The organism is Corynebacterium sp. HMSC05D03 (assembly GCF_001807205.1).
GTDB classification, from domain to species: Bacteria; Actinomycetota; Actinomycetes; order Mycobacteriales; family Mycobacteriaceae; genus Corynebacterium; species Corynebacterium aurimucosum.
In genome coordinates this window covers 1-22,640 of record NZ_KV788165.1, presented here as the reverse complement: position 1 = coordinate 22,640, position 22,640 = coordinate 1, and the positions used below count along the sequence as shown (strand labels likewise).

Genomic DNA, 22,640 nt, shown 5'->3' with positions numbered 1-22,640 from the left:
TCAGGAAGCGGGCCGGAGCTCTATCTACTACTGGCTGGTCTGGCCAGCCAGTTAGCTAACGACTACATACTCGGGAATTCACCGTTTGCGCCCAGGCGCGCATCGGCGTCGAGGAGCATGGAGATTTCCGCGGCCTTGTCTGCGTCGACGAGGCCGTAGCCGTCAATCATCACCTTGGCGTCGCGTGCTGGGAGGCGGCGGCCGTCGATGACCTCGAAGAGCGGGGCGCGGCCCAGCATGCCGGCCTCGAAGTGGGCGCGGCCAGCGCGTAGGCGCTGCTCGGCGCGCTCACGCCACGAGGCGGCGGCGTCCGCCCCGCGCTGCTGGGACACGGCCTGCTCAAACACGCCTGGGTGGGCGTAGACGATGAGCGCGCTGACGTGGCCGAAGCCAAGCGAGGTCAGTGCCGCGGCCTTCACGCTGTGGCCCGCAGAGCCGAGGTCCAGCGGGGAACGCAGCCACACCAGGTTCGGCGCCTTCGGGGCGATGAGTGGGTCAACACAATCCAGAGACACATTCGCTGGGATGCGGTGCGTGCGGAAGACGTCGATGATGCCGCCAGTCTGGAAGAGCGCGGCACCCGCCTTGGAGTGGCCGGTGAGCGTCTTCTGGGAGATGACGAACATCGGCTGGTCCTCATCGCGGCCAATCGCCGGCCACAGCAGGGAGTGCAGCTCCGACTCGTTGGGGTCGTTGGCGTTGGTGGAGGTGTCGTGCTTGGACAGGACGCTGACGTCGTTCGGTGTCAGGCCCAGACCGCGCAGCGAGCGCGCCAGGCGGGAGTTCTCCCGGCCGCGGCCAGCACCCAGAGCGCCCAGGCCAGGGGCCGGGATGGAGGTGTGGGCGCCGTCGCCATAGGAGGCCGCGTGGGCGACCACCGCGAGCACCGGCAGTCCTAAGTCGGCTGCTAGTGAGGCACGAACGAGCAGGACCGTGCCGCCGCCCTCGCCTTCGAGGAAGCCGCCGCGGCGGCGGTCATTGGCGCGGGAGATGAAGCGATCATCGATTCCCTTGGCGGTCATCTTGGCGGTCTCCGCGGTGGCGTTCATGTCGCCGAAGCCCTGGAGGGACTCCACCTGGACATCGTCGATACCGCCGGCCACGACCACATCGGCCTTGCCCAGGGCAATCTTGTCCACGGCCTCCTCAATCGACACCGCCGCGGTAGCGCAGGCACCGATGGGGTGAATCATGGAACCGTAGCCGCCCACGAGGGACTGCATGGTGTGCGCCGCGATGACGTTGGGCAGGGCCTCCTGCAGGATGTCGGACGGGCGCTCCTCACCGAGGAAGCGGGTGACGAAGACCTTGTGCAGGGACTCCATGCCGCCGATACCGGTGCCTTGCGTGGTGGCCACCTGGCCCGGGTGGATGGAGCGCAGCAGCTCCGCCGGGGAGAAGCCGGCCTGGGTGAAGGCATCCACCGCGCTGACCAGGTTCCACACCGCCATGCGGTCCAGGGAGTCGAGCATGTGCTCTGGGATGCCCCACTTGGCAGCGTCGAAGTCATCCGGCATCTGGGCGGCGACGGTGCGGGTCAGCGTGGCCTTGCGCGGCACCTTGACGGTCGCACCCTGGCGGCGGGTGACCTGCCATTCGCCGTCCACCTCGACGATGGTGACGAACTCTGGGTCCGCTTCCTGGATATCGCGGGCGGTGGCCTCCGAATCCACGGTGAAGGTGACGTCACGGTCCAGGAAGACAGTGGTCAGGTCGATGGAGCCGCGATCGGTGAGATGATACTTATCCGTCAGCGTGCGCACGCCGGAGCGTGCGACGACCTCATCGCGGAAGCGCTCGAAGATGTCCTCCTCGGCGATCTCCTCATCGCTCTCGACCACGAACCAGCCCGGGTGCGGGTCCTCGCGCCATTCCACCAGCCCGGTCATCCAGGCCAGCTCCAGTACGCCAGCGGCGGTCAGTTCCGCGGAACCATCGCGCTGCAATCCATACTCGGCCTCGAAGCGTGTGCGGCCGGAGCCCCACGAGGAGACCTCGCCGATGCCGGCGATGACCACCATGTCCTCTAGGTCCGTGGTGACCTGGCCAACTTCTTCCTCCAATCCAGGCTGTACTGCCTGCACCTGGTTGGGCAGCGCGGTGATGGTGGCGGGGGCGTCCTTATCCTCGTTCGGAACTGCGCCAGTGGTTTCGGCCGGCTCCACATCGGTAGCAAGCTCCTTGAGGGAGAAGCCCTCCAGGCCGCCGGTGAGGTCCTTCTCCACCGGCGCGTGGGCTGCCTGCTCGCGCGAGTCGGCGCTGGCCAGGTCCATGAGCTCGGCGGAAATCTCCTCCGGGCTCCACACCTTGATGCCGGCCTTCTCGGCGGCGGGCACCAGCCCATCGTTGCCGCCCATGAGGTGCGTGCCGGCAACCCAGCCGATCTTGGCCTGCGCCAGGGTGACACCCTGCGGCCAGCCGGCCTCGACCTTCCACTTGTTGAGGATGGCATCGAGCGCGGCCTTGACCTCGCCGTAGGCGCCGTCGCCACCGAAGGTGCCGCGGTTGGGCGAGCCCGGAAGGACAACGTGGCAGCGCTTGTCCACATCCTCCTGGCTCAGCCTTGCCAGCCCCGCAATGGTGCGCTCCACGGACCACAGCAGCAGGCGGGCCTGGGCCTCGGTGGTGCCAGAGGCATCCGCCAGCGAACCGGATACGCTTGGCGCGGCGAAGGGGAAGGCCAGCGTCGGTGTGAGGGCCGGTTTGAGGATCTTGACCTCGTTGCCCACGGACTCGCGCTGCTCGGAGCCGATCCAGTCGATGAGCGCGTCAATATCGCGGAAGCTCGACAGGTTCGCCGGGACCAGCCACAGGGCGGAACCAGCAGCGCCGTGCTCGGCATAGAGCGTGCGCGCGAATTCCTTGCGGGCCTGGCTGACACGGGAGGCGGTCATGATGACGGTCGCGCCGCCCTCCAGCAGGCGCTCGACCAGCGCGGTGGCGATGGAACCAGGGGCAGCACCCGTGACCAGGGCAACCTCGCCGGCAAACGCGCCGGGGGTGGTGTCCACGGCGGCCTCGGCGATGTCCTCGCGCTTCCACCAGCGGGCCTGACGCGCCAGGTCCTCACCGGCACTGCGGAAGCTGTCCACCGGGTACTCTGCCTGGCCCAGTGCTAGGCGGGCGAGGCGCTCGCGGGCGATGGCCCAGGAGTCGTCGAAAAGCACGGCCTTGTTGGCATCGAAGGACGGCGTGACGGACTTGAGCCAGCCGGAGCCGAGCTCTGCCTCGACGGCATCGATAACGGTGGTATCAGGTGCCTCGATGAGCTCCGGTTCGGAATCCAGTCCCAGCTGGGAAAGAACCTGGCGGGCAACAGTAGCCAGCACGCCGCTCTCACCGGTGACGGTCTCGGCAAAAGCATCCAGCGCTGCGGAATCCACCACGGCACCGCCACCGGCACCACCGGCGGCCGCGCCCTTGGACACAGAGGCACCGTGGGTAGCGGCGACGGCTTGGACGGCGGCGTCGATCAGCTCGTGTGCTGCGGACTTCGAGGTTGCTGTGGCAGGCACGGTGCTCAGCGAGCCGCCGCGCACGGAGTCCTCTTCGCGGGAACCCAGCAGGATTTCCGCCTCGACGTGGGCAACCCAGGATTCGGGCAGGCCCCAGGTTCCGGTGACGTAGTCCGCCACGGCGGTGGGCTTGAGGCCCGCAGCGCCGAAGAGCTGGCGCAGGCGCGCGCCGACGGCCTCACCCAGCACTGGGCCGAAAGCGGAGTAGCCCGGGGCGGCGGTGGCGACCTTCTCGCGCAGCGTGGCCACATCGGCATCGGCGGCGCCATCGATGGCCGGCACGCCGATTTCCGCCGACATGTCCATGAGCAGCTGGTTGCGGCGCGAAGACACACCGTTGGTCAGCTCCTCCACGGTGTCGGAGTCCGTGATCTGGTCCACGCGGATCTTGTTCTGGAAGGCGAAGAGCACCATGATGGCCTCCGCCGCACCAAAGCGCAGCTCGGGGGCGTCGCTCGCAGCTGACGCGGTAGGTGCAGGAGTCGGTGCAGTCGGAGCTGCCTCAGCCGGAACCTCGGCTGGTGCCTCGTTGGCTTGCGGTGCCTCTTCGGCGTCGGCTTCCGGTGCCGGTTCGGCGGCGGGGGCCTCGGAGACGTCGGCAAGCATGACCTGCTCCTGGTCGCGCTCAACATTGAGCACGCGGATGGTGCCCTCCGGGATGCCGGCGACGGCCAGCGAGCGGGTAGCCAGGTTGGTCAGCGTCGGGGAAGAAGCCAAGCCGACCTCGATGATCTGCTCGACCTTGCCAAAGAGGAGCTCCTGGGTCTCAATCCAGCGCACAGGCGAAGCGAACTGCCAGGACAGTAGCTCGATGAGCAGCAGGCGGGCGAGCTCGTGCTCGTTCAGGTCCTCCACCTTCAGCCCGTCCAGCTTGCCGGAGGGAGCCAGCGGTGCCACGGCGTCGACGAAGTCCTGGGTGAGTTCGAAGGGGCGGGCCACCAGGTTCGGGATGTAGCGGCCTACCAGGGCATCCAGATCCAGCTCCTGCGGCAGCAGCTCATCGAGCTTCTCCGCGAAGGCCGGAACGCCCTCGCGCAGTACGCGGGAGTGGAAAGGAACATCGATACCCGGGACCATGACCGCCGCGCGCGGGGCGATGGCATTGGCCTTATCCACCAGGGCTTTGAGTCCCTTCTTGGTGCCGGCGACGGAGTACTGCTGGCCGCGGATGTTGTAGTTAACAATCTCCAGGAACTCACCGCTGGCCTCGGAGACCTCAGCCACCCAGGCGTCGACGCTGTCTGCATCAATGCCGGCCATGTTCGGGCGCAGTGCCGCCATGGCGTACTCGGAGTTGCCCTCCGCATCGCGCGGGACCAGGCTGCCCATGGCGGAGCCGCGGGAGTAGACGATGTCGATGACACCCTCAAGGTCAAAGATATTCGCCAGCGAGGCCAGCGCGGTGTACTCGCCCAGGGAGTGGCCGGCGAAATAGGAGGTCGGGGCCAGGGCGTCCTCGGCGCGCAGGCGCTCGGTCTGGGCATAGGCCACCACAGCCAGGGCCACCTGGGTGAACTGGGTCAGGTGCAGCACGCCCTGCGGGTGGCGGAAGGTGGTGCCGCGAACGGTGAGCTCCGTCGGGTTCTCATCGATGACTTTCTGGATGCTAAAGCCGAGGTTTTCGCGGGTATGCGCATCGGCACGGCGCCAGGCCTCGCGCGCTGCCGGAGAGGCCTGGCGGTCGCCCTTGCCCATGCCTTCGGCCTGGATGCCTTGGCCGGGGTAGACGTACGCCGTGGTCGGCGCGGCAAGCAGGGCCTGTCCGCGGGAGACGACTTCGCCCTCGATGCGGCAGGTGACTTCGAGGGCCTGGTGGATGCCCTTGCGGCCGACGCGCTCGACGGTGACCTCGATGTCATCACCCAGCTGCACCATGCCGTACATGGAATAGGTCCAGCCCACCACGCGGCCGTGGCGGCCGGCCACCTGCTGTGCCGCGGCCGAGAGCCACATGCCGTGCACCAACGGTGCCTGCAGGTTAACCAGCTGGGCCGCATTATAGGACGTGTGAATCGGGTTGTAGTCACCGGAAACCAGCGCAAACGGCGTCATGTCCTGCGGGGCGGTGACGGTGGCGCGGTCGACGAAGGAGCGCGGTGTCGGCACCACCTTGGTGGCGGACTTGCCGCCGCCCCACTCCGGTGCCTGGCTCGGCGCGGCGGTGCCGGTGGCGCGGCCGCGGATGGCAAAGCGGTGCATCTGCGTGGCCACGATGTCGCCGGAGGCGTGATCCTTGAGTTCGAGCTCGACCGTGACGATGCGCCCGGAGACGGATTCCTCGATGGCGGTGCAGGAGGAGGTGACGTCGATCTGGCGGCCGTCGGCAAGCTGCTCCAGCGGCACGCGCAGGTCGATGACGTGGTCCAAGTGCACCGCGTTAAGCAGGCCTTCGATGACCGGGTAGCCATCCTCTAGGCGGCCGGATCCGAGCGCGGCATAGATGGCCGGCCAGCACGGGCCGACCAGGACATCCGGGGTGCCGGCTTTCTCTGTGGAGGACTCACCGCAGGTCACCGCGCTGTGTGCGGAGAGCAGCGAAGCAGGGAAGTGGAAGGAGTAGCCGGACTCGACGGTGGGCATCTTAGTGATCTCATCGCCCTGCTCTGCCGTGGAGCCGACACCAGCCAAGCCCTCCAGGAGGGTGAAGACGGAGTTAGGCAGGCGCTCCTCGGAGACCACCGGGGAGCCACCCGTGGCTACATCCTCCGGCAGGTCCACAGGGACGGTGACCTCGCGAACGTAGAAGGGGCGCTGCTCCTCCGGCAGGTCATCCCAATAGGAGTCCGCCGTGATAACAATCTCCCAGTTGCCCTCGGCGTCCTGGCGCAGGTCGAAGGCGTTCTCATCCATCTCATAAGCCGGGTTGGCCATGAGGTGGCCGTGCCACAGAAGGGTAGGAGAAGTGCGCAGGAATGCGGCTTCATCGGCGGCGGAGTTCAGGCGGGAGAAAGCCTTCTGCGGCTTGACTCCCTGCTCCAGCAGCGCATCCGTGGTGGCCTGCTCGAAGCGGGCAAGCAGGTCCGCCACGGGCTCGTTCTTCTTGGTAATGCCCGCCACGGCCACGGGGCCGGGGATGATGCGCACCTGGTCAGCGGTGTAGCGCTCATCCTGTGCCTGCCAGAGGGTGTCCTTGCCAAACCAGGACTTCAGGTCACCGTCCAGGGCCGGTACCCACGGCATGGGCTTGACGTGCTTGTAGTGCAGGGAAATCCACCAGGCGGCATCGCGCGCGGAGACCTCGGTGGTGCGTGCGGCAGGGTAAGCATCCAGCAGCTTGGCCACGACCTGCGGGGCATCGTGCACAGCTTCCACAGCGGGGAAGAGAGTTTCAATCTGGCCATGGTCGGCCGGGTTCAGGCGGGCTTCGACGCGGTGCAGGAGATCGAAGAAGCGGTCATCCCAGCTGGGATCCACGAACGGATGGGCCAGCTCCACGAAGCGCTCGAGCCACTCCGCGTAGGTCATGGACTCCACATCGCCGAAGTAAGGCTTGCAGGTCTTGGCCAAGGCGTCGATGATCTCCTGGCGGTGGGCCGGGTATTCCTCGATGCTCAGGGAAGTAATCAGGCGCGAGGCCGCGGCGAAGGAATTATCCAGGTCGTGGATGTCCGCCAAAAGGTGCGACTGCGAGGATGCCACGCCGTTCGCACCGGTGCCGCGGCCGACCCATCCGCCGTTCTTGGAAGGCGAAATGCCTTCCGTGTTGACCAGCAGGTCCTTCACCGAATCGGTGGCCTTGGCTTCCTTGGTGGCCATGGCGACGGTGCCGAGGAAGACGGCGTCGACAGGCATGGCCGGCATAGCATGCTTCTTCGCCCACTCACCGGTGAGGTAGGAGGTGGCGCGATCCGGGGAGGCGATGCCGCCGCCGACCGCCAGGTAGACGTTGGGGTGCTGGCGGATTTCGGCGTAGGTATCCAGCAGCATGTCATCCAGGTTGACCCAGGAGTGGTGGCCGCCGGCGTGGCCGTCCTCGACCTGCATGATGATGCGGTCCTCCGGGTAGGCCGTGGCGATGGCCAGCACATCCCGGATCTGCTTCGCGGTGCCGGGCTTGAAGGAGATGAAGGGGAAACCATCGGCGTGAAGGCGGTCCAGCAGCTCGCCAGCTTCCTCTACTTCCGGGATACCGGCGGAGATGCACACGCCGTTGAAAGCCGCACCGGCCGCGCGTGCCTTGGGCACGATGCGCGCCTGGCCGAAGTGCAGGTTCCACAGGAAGCGGTCAAAGAACATGGTGTTGAACTGCGCCGTGCGGCCAGGGCGCAGGTGCTGCTCCATTGTGGCCAGGTGGGCGCGGAAGACCTCATCGGAGTACATGCCGCCGCCGGCCATCTCCGTCCAGTGGCCAGCGTTGGCTGCCGCGGCCACGATCTCACCATCAGCGGAGGTCGGCGTCATGCCGCCCAGCATGATCGGGGACAGGCCCGTGAGATCGGAGAAGCGGGTCTGGGTATAGGTGCGACCGTTGGGAAGCTCGATGGTGCGCGGGGCGAAGTCAGCGTAGTTCAGGGCCTTGGGCAGTTCAGCGCCCGGCGTCGCCAGCGCATCAAGCTCCTGCGGGGTGGCGGCCGAGACCACCGTGACTCCCGTGCCTTCCACCACGCGGCGGGTGATGTTCGCCAAGGCGCGGTCGAGAACAATGAGGTGCTCGGAGTCGAGCGCGGCGAGCGTGGCCGGCCAGTCGTGTTCGGTGACGAGGATGGCTTCGGCCTGCGCGCGGGCCTCATCCGCGTCGAGGCCGCACTGCTTAGCCAGCGTCACGGTGCGCTCGGCCGCTGGGGCGAGCACCGGGTTGTGGAAGGGAAGGGCCACGGGCAGCTCATCAAAGCGGGGGCTGAGCTCATCGCCGCCGACGGTACGCTTCTCCAGCTCGGCGTTGAAGCTCTTCACAGCCTCGTCGATGGCGGTGCGGGTGGCAGCCAGGTCCTCCGGGCTGCCGGACAGCGCAAAGTGGCGGCGGCCGTTGACCACGGCGATGGCGGCGGTGCCGTGCAGGTACTCGGTGATGAAGCTGCGCTCCAGGCCGCGAATGGACAGCATCTGGGAGCGCGGATCGGAGCCGTTGATCGCGCTGGCGGCGGTGCCCATCAGGATGGCCAGGGCCAGGGCTTGCGCTGGCTTGTCGACGGCCAACGCGCCCAAGCTGCCCTGCGAATGCCCAGCGCGCTCGTCGATGTCGACGCCCAGGTCACGCAGCTGCTCGATAGCGGCAATCTGGCCGAGGACGATGCCGGGGATGGAGACCGCCGGCAGGGCATCGAGGGACGTGGACTCGGTGGAACCCGCAATGAGCTGCTCGAGGCGCTCGAGCGCGCCGGGGCACGTGGAGGCGATGGTGCGTGCGGCGGGGCCGGTGAGGCTGCGTGCCTGGGCGAGGGTCTCGCGCAGGGTGTCAGCAGTGGCGGCAGACTGCGCGGCGGTGGTGATGAAACCCTGCCAATCGGAGCCTTGTCCGGCGAAAAGTACGGCCGGGCGGGGCATGGAATGCAGCATAGTAACAGGCATCTTTCCTCTTTTGAGCTGATGGGGAACGGTTTTATGAAGAGCTGTGGGCAAGATTAGTTAGCCCTACAGAACAATCATGATGTGCCACCGTAGTCGAAGCCTTCGCGCAAAGCGGCCTCCCGCGCGGAAAATGTGAGGTTTTTCTCACGTTTGGGTTGTGGGGGTACTCGCCGCGTCGCCGCTGCGCGAAGTTGCGCAACCTTTTGTATTCTTGGCCTCACTGCAGCGGCTCGGGGAGGAGCAGGGGTGGCTCAGCATCGGTTCGCGCAGCATGAAAGAAAAGAAAAACAAGGGGGGACTATGTCTCAATCAGCAACCGAGAAAACAAACAAGACACCAGCTCGGCTCAGCAAAAGCCGAGTCATCAAAACCATGACCAAGCTGGCCGGAAAGCTGGAGGAAGATTCCTCCACCGGCTTGCCTACCATCAAAATTGCGGGCGGATTCTTAAGTGTCGACGTCAATGAAGAGATGGGCGGCCTCTGTGTCCTTGGGTATTGGGGCGGTGCAGTGCGCTTCAACCCGGACCGGCAGCCTTTGCGCATGGAGGTCAATGATCTCAACGGCGGTGGAATCTCTGGCAACCTAGTTGCCGAGCCCTGTGGAAGCTCTACTATGCATACCCACCTGCTGGTCCTTGCGCCGCCTTATCTGCCGTCGACGGCCACGAATGCTCAGCTCAAGAGCATTATCGCGGGCTATGCGGCCGAAATGTCGGCGGTCTTCGCGCGCCTAGATGAGCAGTTTCCGGAAGAGCCCTCCAAGCCACGGAAGGGGGCTGGGCTTAAACCGGTATCGCCCCACTATTTCAGCGAGGCCTTTGGGGTTTCGGCGGTGGGGATGTGGCGAGTGCACGAGCGCGCCACGCGCCTGGCAATGATCGGCACGCCCGTTCACGTGGTGGACCACCGGAACGGGGCCGTGAGCATCCTCATCAATGAACACGTGATCACTATTGAATCCGCTCGTGATGGCTCCGGGGATATTGAACTCCGCCTCGTCACGCCCTCCGGCCGCTGTGCGTGCGACCTTGACGCGCTCGTGCGCTGGGCCGAGTTTATGAATGATGATCAATATGTCTACTCCGCGCGGATCGAGGTGGTGAACCTCGATGGCGGCGATGGGCAGGACCTGGTCTTGGTGACCACGGCCCGCATTCCGACGAAGTGGGGCTACACCGATGAGCAGCTGGATTGGCAGCTCAGCACGTTGGTGAGCCAGCTTGTCGGTGCTGGTGAAGCGTTCTACCGAACCTTCAACCCCACGCGCGTGATGCGCTATATCGACCGCGCGGCTTAGGCGGAAGCTTCTTTGCCGAGCAGTTTTAGGAGGTCCTGCTGCACTTCGCGGCGGCGGACCTTGCCAAGCTGGTCGGAGGCCAGGTGCTCGAAGTGGTAGAAGGTGCGCGGTACCTTGTAGCGGGTCAGGCGCTCGCGGCAGTAGTCCTTGAGGCCCTCTGGATCGAGCACCGCGCCATCCTCCAGGATGATGCAGGCCACGACATCCTCGGAGCCGTCCGCGCGCGGACGGCCGACGATGGCCACGTTGGTAACGTCCGGGTGCTGGCGGATAACGTCTTCCACTTCGGCCGGGTACACATTGAAGCCGCCGGTAATGATCATTTCCTTGATGCGGGAGACGATCTTGATGAAGCCATCGGATTCCATGATTGCCATGTCACCCGTGCGGTACCACCCTTCGTGGAAGGACTGCTCGGTGGCCTCCGGCATGTTGAAGTAGCCTTTGAACACCTGCGGCCCGCGCACGAGGAGTTCGCCCGCGGTGCCATCCGGCTGGGTCTCGCTGAGGTTGTCTGGGTTGCCGATGCGCACCTCGGTATCCGGGAAGGGGATGCCGATATAGCCGGGGCGGCGGTTCTTGTTGAGCGGGTTTGCGGCCACGATCGGCGAGGTTTCCGTGAGCCCATAGCCCTCCACGAGCAGGCCGCCGGTCAGCATCTCCCATTCCTCAACGATCTCCTCTGGTAGCGCTGTTGCGCCCGAGAGGCTGTTCCCGATGCCGTGGAGATCGATGTTCTGTTCCTTGGCTGCCTCCATAACCTTGGAGTAGATCGTGGGCACGCCCGGCATCCAGGTGGGGAGGCGCTTCTTCATGATGTCGAGGAGCAGAGGAACCTTCGGTGCAGGAGTGAGGACCAGCTCGCCGCCAATGTGTACGCCAAGGGCGGCGATGAGGGTGAGTCCATAGACGTGGAAGAGGGGGAGGGCGGCGAGCATGCGCTCGGGCTTCTTGCCCAATTCGGGCACCCACGCTTCCGCCATCTTCATGTTGCAGTACAGGTTGGAGTGGGTCAGCTCCGCTCCCTTGGGTCTGCCGGTGGTTCCGGAGGTGTAAAGGATTAGTGCGGTATCGTCGCGGTTGACCTTGGCGTCTTCGAGCTTCTGGCCCTGCCCGCCGATGGCGCGGCCTGTGAGCGTGCTCCACGGAACGGTGTTGGGGGCGGGAACTGAAAGCTCGGCCCGCTTGTCCTTAATGAAAGGAAGGGGCAAGCGCAGTAGCAGCTGCTTGGGGCGCGGCATGGCCTCAATCATGTTGACCGTAACGATCGTCTCCAGCGGCGTGGAATCACGCAGCTCCTCAAAGACCGGGCTCGCCTTATCCCAGACCACGGCCACGCGGGCGGCGTGGTCCTGGAACAGGGGCTCGAGCTCAGCAGCGGTGTAGAGCGGGTTATGCTCCACGACGGTCGCCCCGAGCTTCAAGATGGCATAGAAGACCGCCACGTGCTGGGGGCAGTTGGGGAGCGCTACGGCGACGCGGTCGCCGGGGCGAATGCCGAAGGCCTTAAGCCCCGCTGCGGCGGCGCGCACGTGGGTGTCGAGTTCGCGGTAGGTCATCTGGTGACCAAAGAACCACGTGGCGGGCCTTTCGCCGAATTTCTCCACGGTTTCTCGGTAGGAGTCCAAGAGCGTTTCGGTGCCGTAATCCAGATTGGGTTTAGTCCACTCAGGGTAATACTGGAGCCAGGCTTTCGTCTCAAAGGCGGAGGGGGCCTGGGCAGGGGATTCGGTCATGTTCGCGAACTCCTTAGGTGGTCAAACTTATTATGTGTGGAACAGTATAACCAACTTGTGACAGAAGTCTCGCAAAAATTAGCAAAGTTGCTTAGAGGAGTGAAAATATTATAACCCCGGTGATATGCGTCTATCACGCAGGGATCGCTCCGGGGCTATGGAGTGCTACTTCTCCGCCTTGAGGCGCTCGAGTAGATCCGCCTGAACCTCGCGGCGGCGAATCTTGCCCAGCTGGTCCGTGGCCAGCTTCTCAAAGTGGTAGAAGGTGCGCGGCACCTTGTAGCGAGTCAGGCGCTCGCGGCAGTAGTCCTTGAGGCCTTCGGGGTCGAGCGCGGCGCCGTCGTTCAGCACGATGCAGGCCACGACGTCCTCCGAGCCGTCCGAACGCGGGCGGCCCACCACGGCGGCCTCCGCCACATCTGGGTGGTCCAGCAGCGTTTCCTCAACCTCGCCGGGGTAGACGTTGAAGCCGCCGGTGATGATGATTTCCTTAATGCGGCTGACCAAGCGGATGAAGCCATCTTCCTCCATCACGCCCATATCACCGGTGCGGAACCAGCCATTGTGGAAGGCCTTCTCGGTGGCTTCCTCATCGCCGAAGTAGCCCTTGAAAATCTGCGGGCCGCGGGCCAGGACCTCACCTTCTTGGCCGTCCGGCATGGTCTCATCCAGGTTCTCCGGGTTGGCGATGCGAATTTCGGTATCCGGGAAGGGGATGCCCACGTAGCCGGGGCGGCGGTCGTTGCTCATGGGGTTGCCCACGATGATAGGCGAACACTCCGTCAGGCCATAGCCCTCCACGAGCAGGCCACCGGTGTACTTTTCCCACTTCTCCACGGTATTGACCGGCAGGGTCGAGGCACCGGAGAAGGCCGCGCGCACGCCATCGAGGGAGACGTCGTTTTCTTCCGCCTTCGCCACAATGCGCTCGTACAAGGTCGGCACACCCGGCACCCAGGTTGGGGTGTGCTTCTTCATGAGATCCATGATGAGCGGCATCTGCGGGCTCGGAAGCAGCACCAGCTCGCTGGCGATGAGCGGCGCCAAGGTGGCGTTCATGGTCAGGCCATAGGCATGGAAGAAGGGGAGGGCGGCGAGCATGCGCTCAGGGGAATCGCCCAGGCCCGGTACCCAGTGCTTGCCCATCAAGATATTGGAGAAGAGGTTGCCGTGGGTCAGCTCCGCACCCTTGGGGCTACCAGTGGTGCCGGAGGTGTAGAGGATCAGCGCGGTGGTGTCCTTGGTGACTTCCTCCGGGGTGATGACATCGGAACCATCGCCGCCGATCGCGTTGCCCACGAGGGATTCCCACGGCACCGTATTCGGAGCCGGGGCGGTGAGCTGATCGCGCTTGGACTTCAGCGGCGGAATAGGCAGGCGCAGGGCTAGGCGCTGCGGAGTCGGCATCGCGTTGATCATGTTGATGGAGACGACGGTCTCCAGGGAGGTCGTCGGACGCAGCTTCTCCAACGTGGAGGCCGTCTTATCCCATGCAATGGCGATGCGTGCGCCGTGGTTCTTAAACAGGCCCTCCAGCTCGTGGGCGGTGTAAAGCGGGTTGTGGAGCACCGCGATGGCGCCCAGCTTGAGTACGGCCCAAAAGGCGGAGATGAACTGCGGGCAGTTGGGGGCGACGATGGCAACGCGGTCTCCCGGGCGCACGCCGAAGGCGCGGAGGCCGGCGGCTGCGCGGCGGACCTGCTTGTCCAACTCGGCATAGGTCTGCGTGCGGCCGAAGAAGTAGGTTGCCGGCTTGTCGGGGTGGAGCGCGAGGTTGTTGTCGTAAACGTCGAGAAGCGTGGTGTCCCCGTACTCCAAGCTGTGCGGGGTCCACTCCGGGTAGTACTGGAGCCACGCCTTGGACTCGTATGCCGACATCGATTCACCTTTCGGTCGCGTAGGTTGAGGTACGGGCCAGTATAACGCGGCTCGTTTCGGGATACACTGGAAAATTATGCGCATCGCGATGATTTCCATGCACACCTCGCCCCTTGAACAGCCCGGTTCCGGGGACGCGGGCGGCATGAATGTCTATGTTCTTAACACTGCCCGCCAGCTCGCGCGCCTCGGGGTAGAGGTCGATATTTTCACTCGCGCCACGCGCCCCAGTCAGGGGGAAGTGGTGGACGTCGAGGAGCGCCTGCGCGTCATCAATATTGTGGCGGGACCCTATGAAGGCCTCAGCAAGGAGGAACTGTCCACGCAGCTGGCCGCGTTCACGGGCGGCATCTTCAACTTCGCGCGCTGTTTTGAGGTGGAGTATGACGTTATCCACTCCCACTACTGGCTCTCCGGCCAGGTGGGCTGGCTGCTGCGTGACCTTTGGGACGTCCCTCTTGTCCACACCGCACACACGCTGGCCGCGGTGAAGAACGTACACCGCACGCTCGATGACACCCCGGAAACCGAAGCCCGCCGCATTTGCGAGCAGCAACTGGTGGATAACGCCGACATCCTGGTGGTCAACACCGCCCAGGAAACCCGCGATCTGATCGAGCATTACGACGCCTCGCCGGAGAATATCGTCGTGGTCTCCCCGGGTGCCGATACCGAGCTGTATACCCCGGGTACAGACCGCATGACGGAGCGCGCCCGCCGCCAGCTGGGCATCCCGCTGCACACCAAAGTCGTGGCCTTTGTGGGCCGCCTGCAAAAGTTCAAGGGCCCCGACGTGCTCATCCGCGCCGCCGCGGAGCTGATGGAGCGCGATCCGGATCGTCGCCTGCGCGTGATCATCTGTGGCGGTGCCTCTGGGGCGAATTCCTCGCCGGATGCCTACCACAACCTCGCTCGTGAGCTGGGGGTGGAGCGCGTCGTGCGCTTCCTGAGCCCGCGCCCGCCGCAGGAGCTCGTGGCCATCTATCAAGCCGCGGATATCGTCGCGGTGCCCAGCTATAACGAGTCTTTCGGGCTGGTAGCCATGGAAGCGCAGGCCTCCGGAACGCCCGTGGTGGCAGCGGCCGTCGGCGGCTTGCCTATTGCCGTCGCGGATGGTGACACGGGCTTGCTCGTTCACTCCCATTCGGCGCAGGATTGGGCTGACGCGCTAGAGCAGTTGCTTGACGACGACCCCCGCCGCATCGCCATGGGCGAAGCCGCCGTCGATCACGCCCAGCAGTTCAGTTGGGCAGCGGCCGCCACCCAGCTGGAGAATATTTATGCCGATGCGATGAGTATCGAGATTCCGGACTGTCATGCGCGCCGGGCAATCGGATACTAATCCCACATAAATGGGCATAAACCCACACTTAGGGGTGATGTGCTCGGGTTCACAGGCGAGCCGCCGAAAAACGTGGCATGCTGGTGTTTATGAGTAACGGAAAGCTGATTCTACTTCGACACGGACAGTCCGAATGGAACGAGTCCAACCAGTTCACCGGTTGGGTTGATGTCAACCTCACCGCCAAGGGTGAGGGCGAGGCCAAGCGTGGCGGCGAGCTGCTCAAGGAACAGGGCATCTTGCCGAATATCGTCTACACCTCCCTGCTGCGCCGTGCCATCCGCACCGCCAATATTGCGCTCAACGCTGCGGACCGCCACTGGATCCCGGTCGTGCGCGACTGGCGCCTCAACGAGCGCCACTACGGCGCCCTGCAGGGCCTCAACAAGGCAGAGACCAAGGATAAGTACGGTGAGGAGCAGTTCATGGCATGGCGCCGTTCTTACGGCACCCCGCCGCCGGAGCTGGAGGATGGCGCCGAGTACTCCCAGGCCGGTGACCCGCGCTACGCCAACCTGGATCAGGTTCCGCGTACCGAGTGCCTGAAGGATGTCGTCGAGCGCTTCGTTCCTTATTTCGAGGAGGAGATCCTCCCGTGCGCCAAGAAGGGTGAGACCGTTCTCATCGCCGCACACGGCAACTCCCTGCGCGCGCTGGTCAAGCACCTGGATCAGATCTCCGATGAGGAGATTGCCGGCCTTAATATTCCAACTGGTATCCCGCTGGTCTACGAGATCACCGAGGACGGCTCCGTGGTGAACCCGGGCGGCACCTACCTCGATCCGGAAGCTGCTGCTGCCGGCGCTGCCGCCGTGGCCGCTCAGGGTGGAAAGAACTAAACACCGAGCAAGCTGCGTGCTGCGCACAATCCCCAGGGAGCATATACTCCTTGGGGATTCTTTGTAGGGGCGTGAATGATTGTGGAACTGGTTTTAGCTTTTCTTGCCGGCGTGGTGGCCTGTGGTCTGGCCATTCCGGTGCTGGCTCGGTTCCGTGAACGCATGGAGCGCCGCCGCGTCCGCGATGCGGACGCCAACCAGGTCACCAGTGTGAGCCAGGTCCTGCATCTCGCCGTGGCGGGCTCGCCGGCCGGTATGACGGTGCTCTCGCGCGACAAAGAGGTCATCTTTTCCAACCCTGCGTCCCATCAAATGTCGATGGTGCACGACCGTGCCGTGAACCCCGATATTTGGAAGGTCGCGGAGGAGGTCTTCGACGATAAGGAGACTCGAACGCTGGATCTTGCCATTCCCAAGCGGCGCACCGGTAACCGCGTAATCCAGGTACGCGCGGTGGTTCAGCCGCTGACGCTGAACGACGATCGCTTCGTCATCGTCTACGGCACCGACGAGTCCGAATCGGTGCGCATGGAATCTGCCCGCCGTGACTTCGTGGCTAACGTGTCGCACGAACTGAAGACCCCAGTCGGCGGCATCGCCCTGTTAGCCGAGGCCCTCCTCGAAGACACGGGGGATCCCGAGCACGTCGAGTACTTCGGCAGCAGGGTGCAAAAGGAAGCCGCTCGCATGGCTGAGATGGTCAGCGAGCTCATTTCCCTCTCCAAGCTGCAAGGTGCGGAGGCGCTGCCAGAAATGGAGCCGCTTGACCTCGATGACGTCATCGATGAGGCCATTACCCGCAACCAGCTTGCCGCCGATTCCCACCACAACCAGCTCACCCGCGGCGAATCCGCAGGAGTCCACGTGATGGGAGATAAATCCCTCCTGGTTACGGCGATCTCAAACTTGATCTCCAACGCCATCCACTATTCGCCGGATGAGCTTCCGGTATCGGTGACGCAGAAGGTCGTCGGCGGGAAGGTCGTGCACATCCGAGTCACGGACCGCGGTATCGGCATTGCTCCGGAAGACCAGAAGCGGGTATTTGAGCGCTTCTTCCGCGTGGATAAGGCACGCTCCCGGCAGACCGGCGGGACTGGCCTTGGATTGGCCATTGTGAAGCACGTCGTGGCTAATCACGGCGGCAATATCAAGCTGTGGTCACGCCCCGGAACTGGCTCGACGTTTACTATCGAGCTCCCTATATACGCCGAAGAGAAGCCAGCGGATAATCTTATTAACCGGGATAATATAGAAGACGGAGCCGTCAGCTCTGCCGCCCCTGGTTTGCAGCGCGCTGTGGCGCGTGTAGCAGCTCGTCGAAAGGATAAAGCGCAATGACCACCATCCTCATCGTTGAAGATGAAGAGTCGCTGGCCGATCCCCTCGCCTTCCTCCTCCGAAAGGAGGGATTCGACGTTCTCCTCGCCCCCGACGGGCCCAGCGCGCTCGAACAGTTTGCGGCACATAACGTAGACATCGTCCTGCTGGACCTCATGCTGCCGGGAATGTCTGGAACGGACGTCTGCAAGCAATTGCGCACGACGTCTTCTGTGCCGGTGATTATGGTGACCGCGCGCGACTCGGAGATTGACAAGGTTGTGGGCCTGGAGCTCGGCGCGGATGACTATGTGACTAAGCCTTATTCCTCCCGCGAGCTCATCGCCCGCATCCGCGCTGTGCTGCGCCGTGGCCAAGATGTCTCTTCCGAGCACGCCGAGGAGGAGCCCGACGAGCAAATCCTGGAAGGCGGCCGCGTGCGCATGGATGTGGAGCGCCACACCGTTCTCGTGGCCGGCGAGCCGGTATCCATGCCGCTCAAGGAGTTTGACCTCCTCGAATACCTACTGCGCAACGCCGGACGTGTACTGACTCGCGGCCAACTCATTGACCGCATCTGGGGAGCGGATTATGTGGGCGATACCAAGACCCTCGACGTTCACGTCAAGCGCCTCCGCTCCAAGATTGAGGCCGAACCTTCCCGCCCACAGCAACTCGTGACGGTGCGCGGCCTGGGCTATAAGTTCGAGGCTTAAACGCGGGGGTCAGCCGGGTGCCGCGGGAACTCGACTCCGGACCGTGCCCGGGCCTCGCAGTGTGTGGCCAGGATGTCGTAGCACTCCTCTCCGAGTAGCGCGATCAGCTCGGTTTTCTGCGACTTCCACAGCGGTTCTTCCGCGATGTGGCAGGAGGGATCTGCCGAGCAATACCAATCAAAGTCCTCTCCGCCGTTACCCCACCCGCGGCGGTCATATTCGCCGATAGTGGTGCGCAGGATTTCCTCCCCGTCGGGGCGCTCCTCATAGTCCTCGTGCCGGCGAATCGGCAGCTGCCAGCACACCTCGGGCTTGACCACGGTGAGTTCCTCACCCGCCTCGAGCGCCCATTGGTGGATAGCGCAGCCCGCGCCCGTGGGCCAGCCGGCGCGGTTGGCGAAGATGCAGGCGCCGTCGACAAGCGGCGTCTTCAGGGCCGGCTCCGGCTCGCCATCATCGCCGTCGAGCTCATCCCACTCCAGCCAGGGCTCCAACTCCTCAGGTTCTCCGTGTTCCAGGAACTCATCTACCCCCGCAGGGCGGTGCTGCCAGAAGCGGGCGGGCATGCGCGCGACGGCGTCGCGAAGCTGCTCCCGATCCGTCTCATCAGCCATGTAGGCGCCGTGCACGCAGCAGCCGACATCGGGCTGCTGCTTATCGATGCCGTGGCACCTCTCCGTCCCAAACTGGCAGGCATAGTGCGATTCGAGCCAGGTCAGGTCGATGGAAAAGACGTGGAGTGGATCGTTTGGATCCGTAAATTCAAACCACTCTCTAGGAAAATCGGGGGCCTTTTCGCGGCCGGCCAAGATGGACGCCGCCGCCGGGGAGGAGGCGGGAAAACCCAGGTAAACTTCATTTGATTTCGGGCGATTCACACCTACCCACGGTAGACCTACTACTCTAGAGGCGTGCGATTAGGTGTATTAGACGTCGGAAGTAATACCGTCCACCTCGTTGCGGTCGACGCCGCAACCGGTGGGCGGCCTTCGCCGATGAGCGATTGGAAGACCCCGCTGCGTCTGGTGGAACAGCTAGACAAGGACGGCAACATCCACGAGAAGGGCATGAAGAAGCTCATCTCCGCCGTGAGTGAGGCCGCTGAGCTGGGCCAGAAGCTGGGTTGTGATGAATTCATCGCTTTTGCTACCTCCGCCGTGCGCTCGGCCACGAACTCGGCCAAGGTTCTCGATGAAGTTGAGAAGCAAACCGGCGTCCGCCTAGAAATCTTGTCGGGCGAGGAGGAAGCGCGTTTGACCTTCCTCGCCGCCCGCCGGTGGTATGGCTGGTCCGCTGGCCGCATCACCAACCTCGATATCGGTGGCGGTTCGCTGGAGCTGTCCACCGGTACCGATGAGCATCCGGAAATGGCTTTCTCCCTCGACTTGGGAGCAGGCCGCCTGACTCATAATTGGTTTGATACCGATCCTCCGCAGAAGTCCAAGGTAAATTTGCTGCGGGATTACATTGACGCGGAATTGGTCGGCGTGGCCGATAAGATGCGCGCCCTGGGCCCTGCGGGATTGGCCGTGGGAACCTCGAAAACATTCCGTACGCTGGCCCGTTTGACCGGTGCTGCGCCCTCGTCTGCGGGTCCCTACGTCAAACGCACCCTTACGGCGCCGGGTTTGCGTCAGCTGATTTCCTTCATCTCCCGTATGACTGCAGCTGACAGGGCGGACCTTGAGGGTGTAAGTTCTACCCGATCGCATCAGATCGTCGCCGGTGCTTTAGTGGCGGAGGCGAGCATGCGTGCCCTGGGAATCGAAAAGCTGGAGATCTGCCCCTGGGCTCTCCGAGAAGGCGTCATTTTGCGCCGTACCGATAAGGGACTGGAATAGGAAAGAAACGTGGCTGACAAGAAACAGTTGACAGTTGCGGAGCTGCTGGCCCGTAACGCGAAGGACCGACCCGGCGAGGAGAAGACCCCGCGCCGCCGTCGCCGGAGCCTCGATGAAGGCGGCATCTCAGTTGCGGAGCTGACCGGCAATCTCGAAAAGGTGAAGGCAACCCCGGCTGAGGCAAAGCACTCGAACGTCTCCATCGATGAGACGGCCCCGGTCATTCCTGCTCCGAAGAAGGAGACCAAGAAGGAGTCCAAGGAAGAGACTCCGAAGAAGGAAGCCCCCAAGCAGGAAGCAGCCCAGAAGGTGGACAAGCCCCAGGCCGCTGCCGTTCCTGTGGAGAAGCCCGCGGAGTCCGAGTCCAAGCCTTCCCAGCCTTCTGATGATGACACCCGCGTCATCCAAAAGGTCAAGGACGAGCCAGAGAAGCCTGAGGTAAAGACCGCCGCACCGGTCGATGAGAAGCCGCAGGACGCCGCCGAGGACACCTTCACCACGGGTGAGCTCGAGGCAGTCGATGAGGACGTTGACGAGTATGACGAGGACTACGACGAGGAAGACGAAGGCAAGCTCAACCCCTTCGCCGTCGTCCTGCTCGCCCTCGTGGGCATCGTGCTCGGCGCCATCGTGTTCAAGGGCTTTGAGATCCTCTGGGATCGCTTCGACCGCCTCGTTGTCCTGGTGCTTGGTGTAGTTGTCACCGGTGTCATCGTTGGCATCGTCCACGCACTGCGTACCAGCCGCGATGGTCTTTCCATGTTCCTCGCAGCCGTGGCCGGCTTGGTGCTGACCTTCGGCCCGCTCCTCGTGGTGATGTAAGAACCAGCTCCATAGGACACCTTCTCATAAGGCATCTGTTAAAAGGTATCTTTGCCCTGAAAACGCCTTCTGGCAGATGCCTTTTGCATGCGCGGGGTCAGCCTGCGTGCACAGCCTTGACCTGGTGGCCGCATCCTAGCCTTTCTGGCACCCTGGATAGCATGACAAAAATTGCAGTACTTGGTGGAGGACAAATCGGCGAAGCCCTAGTTTCCGGGCTGGTGAATGCGGGCTATGACGCCGCGGACATCGTGGTGACCAACCGTCGTTCCGAGCGCAGCGAGGAGCTAAAGAGCGCCTATGGCGTGTCGGTCACGAGCGATAATGCTGCGGCTATCGACGGCGCGGAATACATTTTCGCGTGCGTGAAGCCCTATGCCATCGAGGAGCTCCTTGAAGGCCTCGACATCCCCAAGACGGCCGTGGTTGTATCCATGGCTGCCGGCCTGACCCTCGAGACGTTGGAGAAGGCCGCCGGCGAGGGCGTGCCAGTCGTCCGCGTCATGCCGAACACCCCCATGTTGGTGGGCAAGGGCATGTGCACCTGCGCGGGTGGTTCCCACGTCACCGAAGAGCAACAGGCTGGCGTGGTCAAGCTTCTGGAAGCCGTCGGCGAGGTTGCTGTCATTGAGGAGAAGCACATCGACGCCGCCACCGCACTGGCAGGCTCTGCTCCCGCGTATTACTTCCTTGTCACCGAAGCGCTGATCGACGCCGGTGTGCAGCTCGGCCTCACCCGTGACGTCGCCGAAAAGCTAGCCACCCGCACCGCCCAAGGCGCGGGCACCATGCTGGCTGAATCCGGCAAGGATCCGGTGGCTTTGCGCGCAGGGGTAACCTCCCCGGGGGGAACCACTGCTGCCGCCCTTCGTGAACTCGAGGAGTCTGGCCTGCGGGGCGCGTTCTTCCGTGCCGCCGAAGCATGCACCCAGCGTGCGCAGGAACTTGCTTAAAATTTCCCGCCGTTCTGGTAGCCCTGTGGCATATGTTGTCACACGGGCTTGATGGGGAACAGCGGTGCGAAAGAGGAAAAAATTAGCTCTTGGGTCGCATTAGTCACACGTTTCACGCTAAGCTGGCAGGAGCGCGTGCGTGATAGTCCTGTGGGAGGGGAAGCCTACAGCGCGTCACGTGCTGAAGGGTTAAATAAACTATGACGAATGAAGATAAGGGAACTTTCCTGACCATCGCCGAAGTTGCGGAGATCATGCGTGTCTCCAAGATGACGGTGTACAGGTTGGTTCATGCAGGTGACATGCCGGCCGTGCGCGTGGGACGCTCCTTCCGCGTCCACGAATCTGCCGTCAAGGAATACCTTGAGGCCTCCGTATACGGAGCCTAGCGTTCACCTCTTTCTGGCAGCGCCCACCACTGCGGACCACTCGCGGTCCGCGGCGGTGGGCGCTGCCCTTAGTTTTGGTGCTGGGCAGGCCGCTAGGTAAGATAGTGAACATTCGTTTCGGCACTGGTATGCCTGTGTCTCCCTGTTTCGCAGGGGCCGCCACGAGTGCACCGTGTGTGGTTTCATTCCAGGCGTTGCCGGCCGGTTTACGTACGTACTGATACCGAAAGTGAGGAAACCTACTATGGGTTCTGTCATCAAGAAGCGCCGCAAGCGCATGTCCAAGAAGAAGCACCGCAAGATGCTGCGTCGCACCCGCGTTCAGCGTCGCAAGCTGGGCAAGTAAAGCTTCGCCTGTAACTCCCCGCATGGTCCTTTCAGGATCGTGGCGGGGAGTTTCTGTTATCTTTTCTCCTTCCCGCCGTTTCGGAGGCTTAAGGGACATTTCGTGTGGATTTGCGGCGTGTCGCACTAAGGGACAT

The 22,640-nt window shown here is 63.8% G+C and carries 14 protein-coding genes; 10 read left to right on the top strand and 4 right to left on the bottom strand.

Annotated features, from left to right (window positions below):
- Positions 1 to 62 precede the first annotated feature (62 nt).
- Complete coding sequence (locus tag HMPREF3147_RS01890) at positions 63 to 9,023, bottom strand: type I polyketide synthase (RefSeq protein WP_070443967.1); 8,961 nt, start codon at positions 9,021 to 9,023, stop codon at positions 63 to 65.
- Between the two features lie 300 nt (positions 9,024 to 9,323).
- On the opposite strand from HMPREF3147_RS01890, the gene HMPREF3147_RS01885 reads away from it, so the two are divergent.
- Entirely contained in the window at positions 9,324 to 10,322 is a 999-nt protein-coding gene (locus HMPREF3147_RS01885; RefSeq protein WP_141740704.1) for a hypothetical protein, read from the top strand.
- Here the strand turns inward: HMPREF3147_RS01885 and HMPREF3147_RS01880 are convergent.
- Together HMPREF3147_RS01880 and HMPREF3147_RS01875 are read right to left on the bottom strand one after the other, a co-directional pair.
- Positions 10,319 to 12,058 carry a long-chain-fatty-acid--CoA ligase gene (locus HMPREF3147_RS01880; protein ID WP_070443959.1) on the bottom strand — a complete coding sequence of 580 codons (1,740 nt, stop codon included), beginning with the start codon at positions 12,056 to 12,058 and terminating at the stop codon, positions 10,319 to 10,321. The two genes, HMPREF3147_RS01885 and HMPREF3147_RS01880, sit on opposite strands and share 4 nt — an antisense overlap.
- A 165-nt stretch (positions 12,059 to 12,223) precedes the next feature.
- Positions 12,224 to 13,936, bottom strand: coding sequence for a long-chain-fatty-acid--CoA ligase (locus HMPREF3147_RS01875; protein WP_070443956.1), 1,713 nt, complete (start codon positions 13,934 to 13,936; stop codon positions 12,224 to 12,226).
- 76 nt (positions 13,937 to 14,012) lie between these two features.
- Between HMPREF3147_RS01875 and mshA the strand changes: the two genes are divergently transcribed.
- From mshA to HMPREF3147_RS01855, 4 genes are all read left to right on the top strand, one after another.
- Positions 14,013 to 15,278, top strand: a complete 1,266-nt coding sequence (gene mshA, locus HMPREF3147_RS01870) for a D-inositol-3-phosphate glycosyltransferase (protein WP_070443953.1) — start codon at positions 14,013 to 14,015, stop codon at positions 15,276 to 15,278.
- 89 nt (positions 15,279 to 15,367) lie between these two features.
- Positions 15,368 to 16,117: a phosphoglyceromutase gene (locus HMPREF3147_RS01865; protein WP_070444146.1), complete on the top strand. Its 750-nt coding sequence runs from the start codon at positions 15,368 to 15,370 to the stop codon at positions 16,115 to 16,117.
- A 75-nt stretch (positions 16,118 to 16,192) separates the two neighbouring features.
- Complete coding sequence (locus HMPREF3147_RS01860; protein WP_070443950.1) at positions 16,193 to 17,458, top strand: sensor histidine kinase; 1,266 nt, start codon at positions 16,193 to 16,195, stop codon at positions 17,456 to 17,458.
- Positions 17,455 to 18,153 carry a response regulator transcription factor gene (locus tag HMPREF3147_RS01855; protein WP_070443947.1) on the top strand — a complete coding sequence of 233 codons (699 nt, stop codon included), beginning with the start codon at positions 17,455 to 17,457 and terminating at the stop codon, positions 18,151 to 18,153. Before HMPREF3147_RS01860 ends, HMPREF3147_RS01855 begins: the two co-directional genes overlap by 4 nt.
- Here HMPREF3147_RS01855 and HMPREF3147_RS01850 read toward each other — a convergent pair.
- The gene (locus HMPREF3147_RS01850; protein ID WP_070443944.1) at positions 18,150 to 19,031 is read right to left on the bottom strand and encodes a DUF3109 family protein; all 882 of its coding nucleotides are present in this window, start codon (positions 19,029 to 19,031) and stop codon (positions 18,150 to 18,152) included. The two genes, HMPREF3147_RS01855 and HMPREF3147_RS01850, sit on opposite strands and share 4 nt — an antisense overlap.
- 33 nt (positions 19,032 to 19,064) lie before the next feature.
- Here HMPREF3147_RS01850 and HMPREF3147_RS01845 point away from each other — a divergent pair, with 33 nt between their 5' ends.
- The 5 genes from HMPREF3147_RS01845 (at position 19,065) to HMPREF3147_RS12425 (ending at position 22,504) form a co-directional block, all read left to right on the top strand.
- Complete coding sequence (locus tag HMPREF3147_RS01845; RefSeq protein WP_083276404.1) at positions 19,065 to 19,994, top strand: Ppx/GppA family phosphatase; 930 nt, start codon at positions 19,065 to 19,067, stop codon at positions 19,992 to 19,994.
- Between the two features lie 9 nt (positions 19,995 to 20,003).
- The gene (locus HMPREF3147_RS01840) at positions 20,004 to 20,816 is read left to right on the top strand and encodes a hypothetical protein (protein WP_070443938.1); all 813 of its coding nucleotides are present in this window, start codon (positions 20,004 to 20,006) and stop codon (positions 20,814 to 20,816) included.
- Positions 20,817 to 20,977: 161 nt separating this feature from the next.
- On the top strand, positions 20,978 to 21,769 hold the full coding sequence (gene proC / locus HMPREF3147_RS01835) for a pyrroline-5-carboxylate reductase (RefSeq protein WP_070443935.1): 792 nt from the start codon (positions 20,978 to 20,980) through the stop codon (positions 21,767 to 21,769).
- Between the two features lie 200 nt (positions 21,770 to 21,969).
- Positions 21,970 to 22,158 carry a helix-turn-helix domain-containing protein gene (locus HMPREF3147_RS01830; RefSeq protein WP_010189818.1) on the top strand — a complete coding sequence of 63 codons (189 nt, stop codon included), beginning with the start codon at positions 21,970 to 21,972 and terminating at the stop codon, positions 22,156 to 22,158.
- 244 nt (positions 22,159 to 22,402) lie between these two features.
- Positions 22,403 to 22,504, top strand: a complete 102-nt coding sequence (locus tag HMPREF3147_RS12425; RefSeq protein WP_003855542.1) for a 30S ribosomal protein bS22 — start codon at positions 22,403 to 22,405, stop codon at positions 22,502 to 22,504.
- The last annotated feature ends 136 nt before the right edge of the window (positions 22,505 to 22,640 follow it).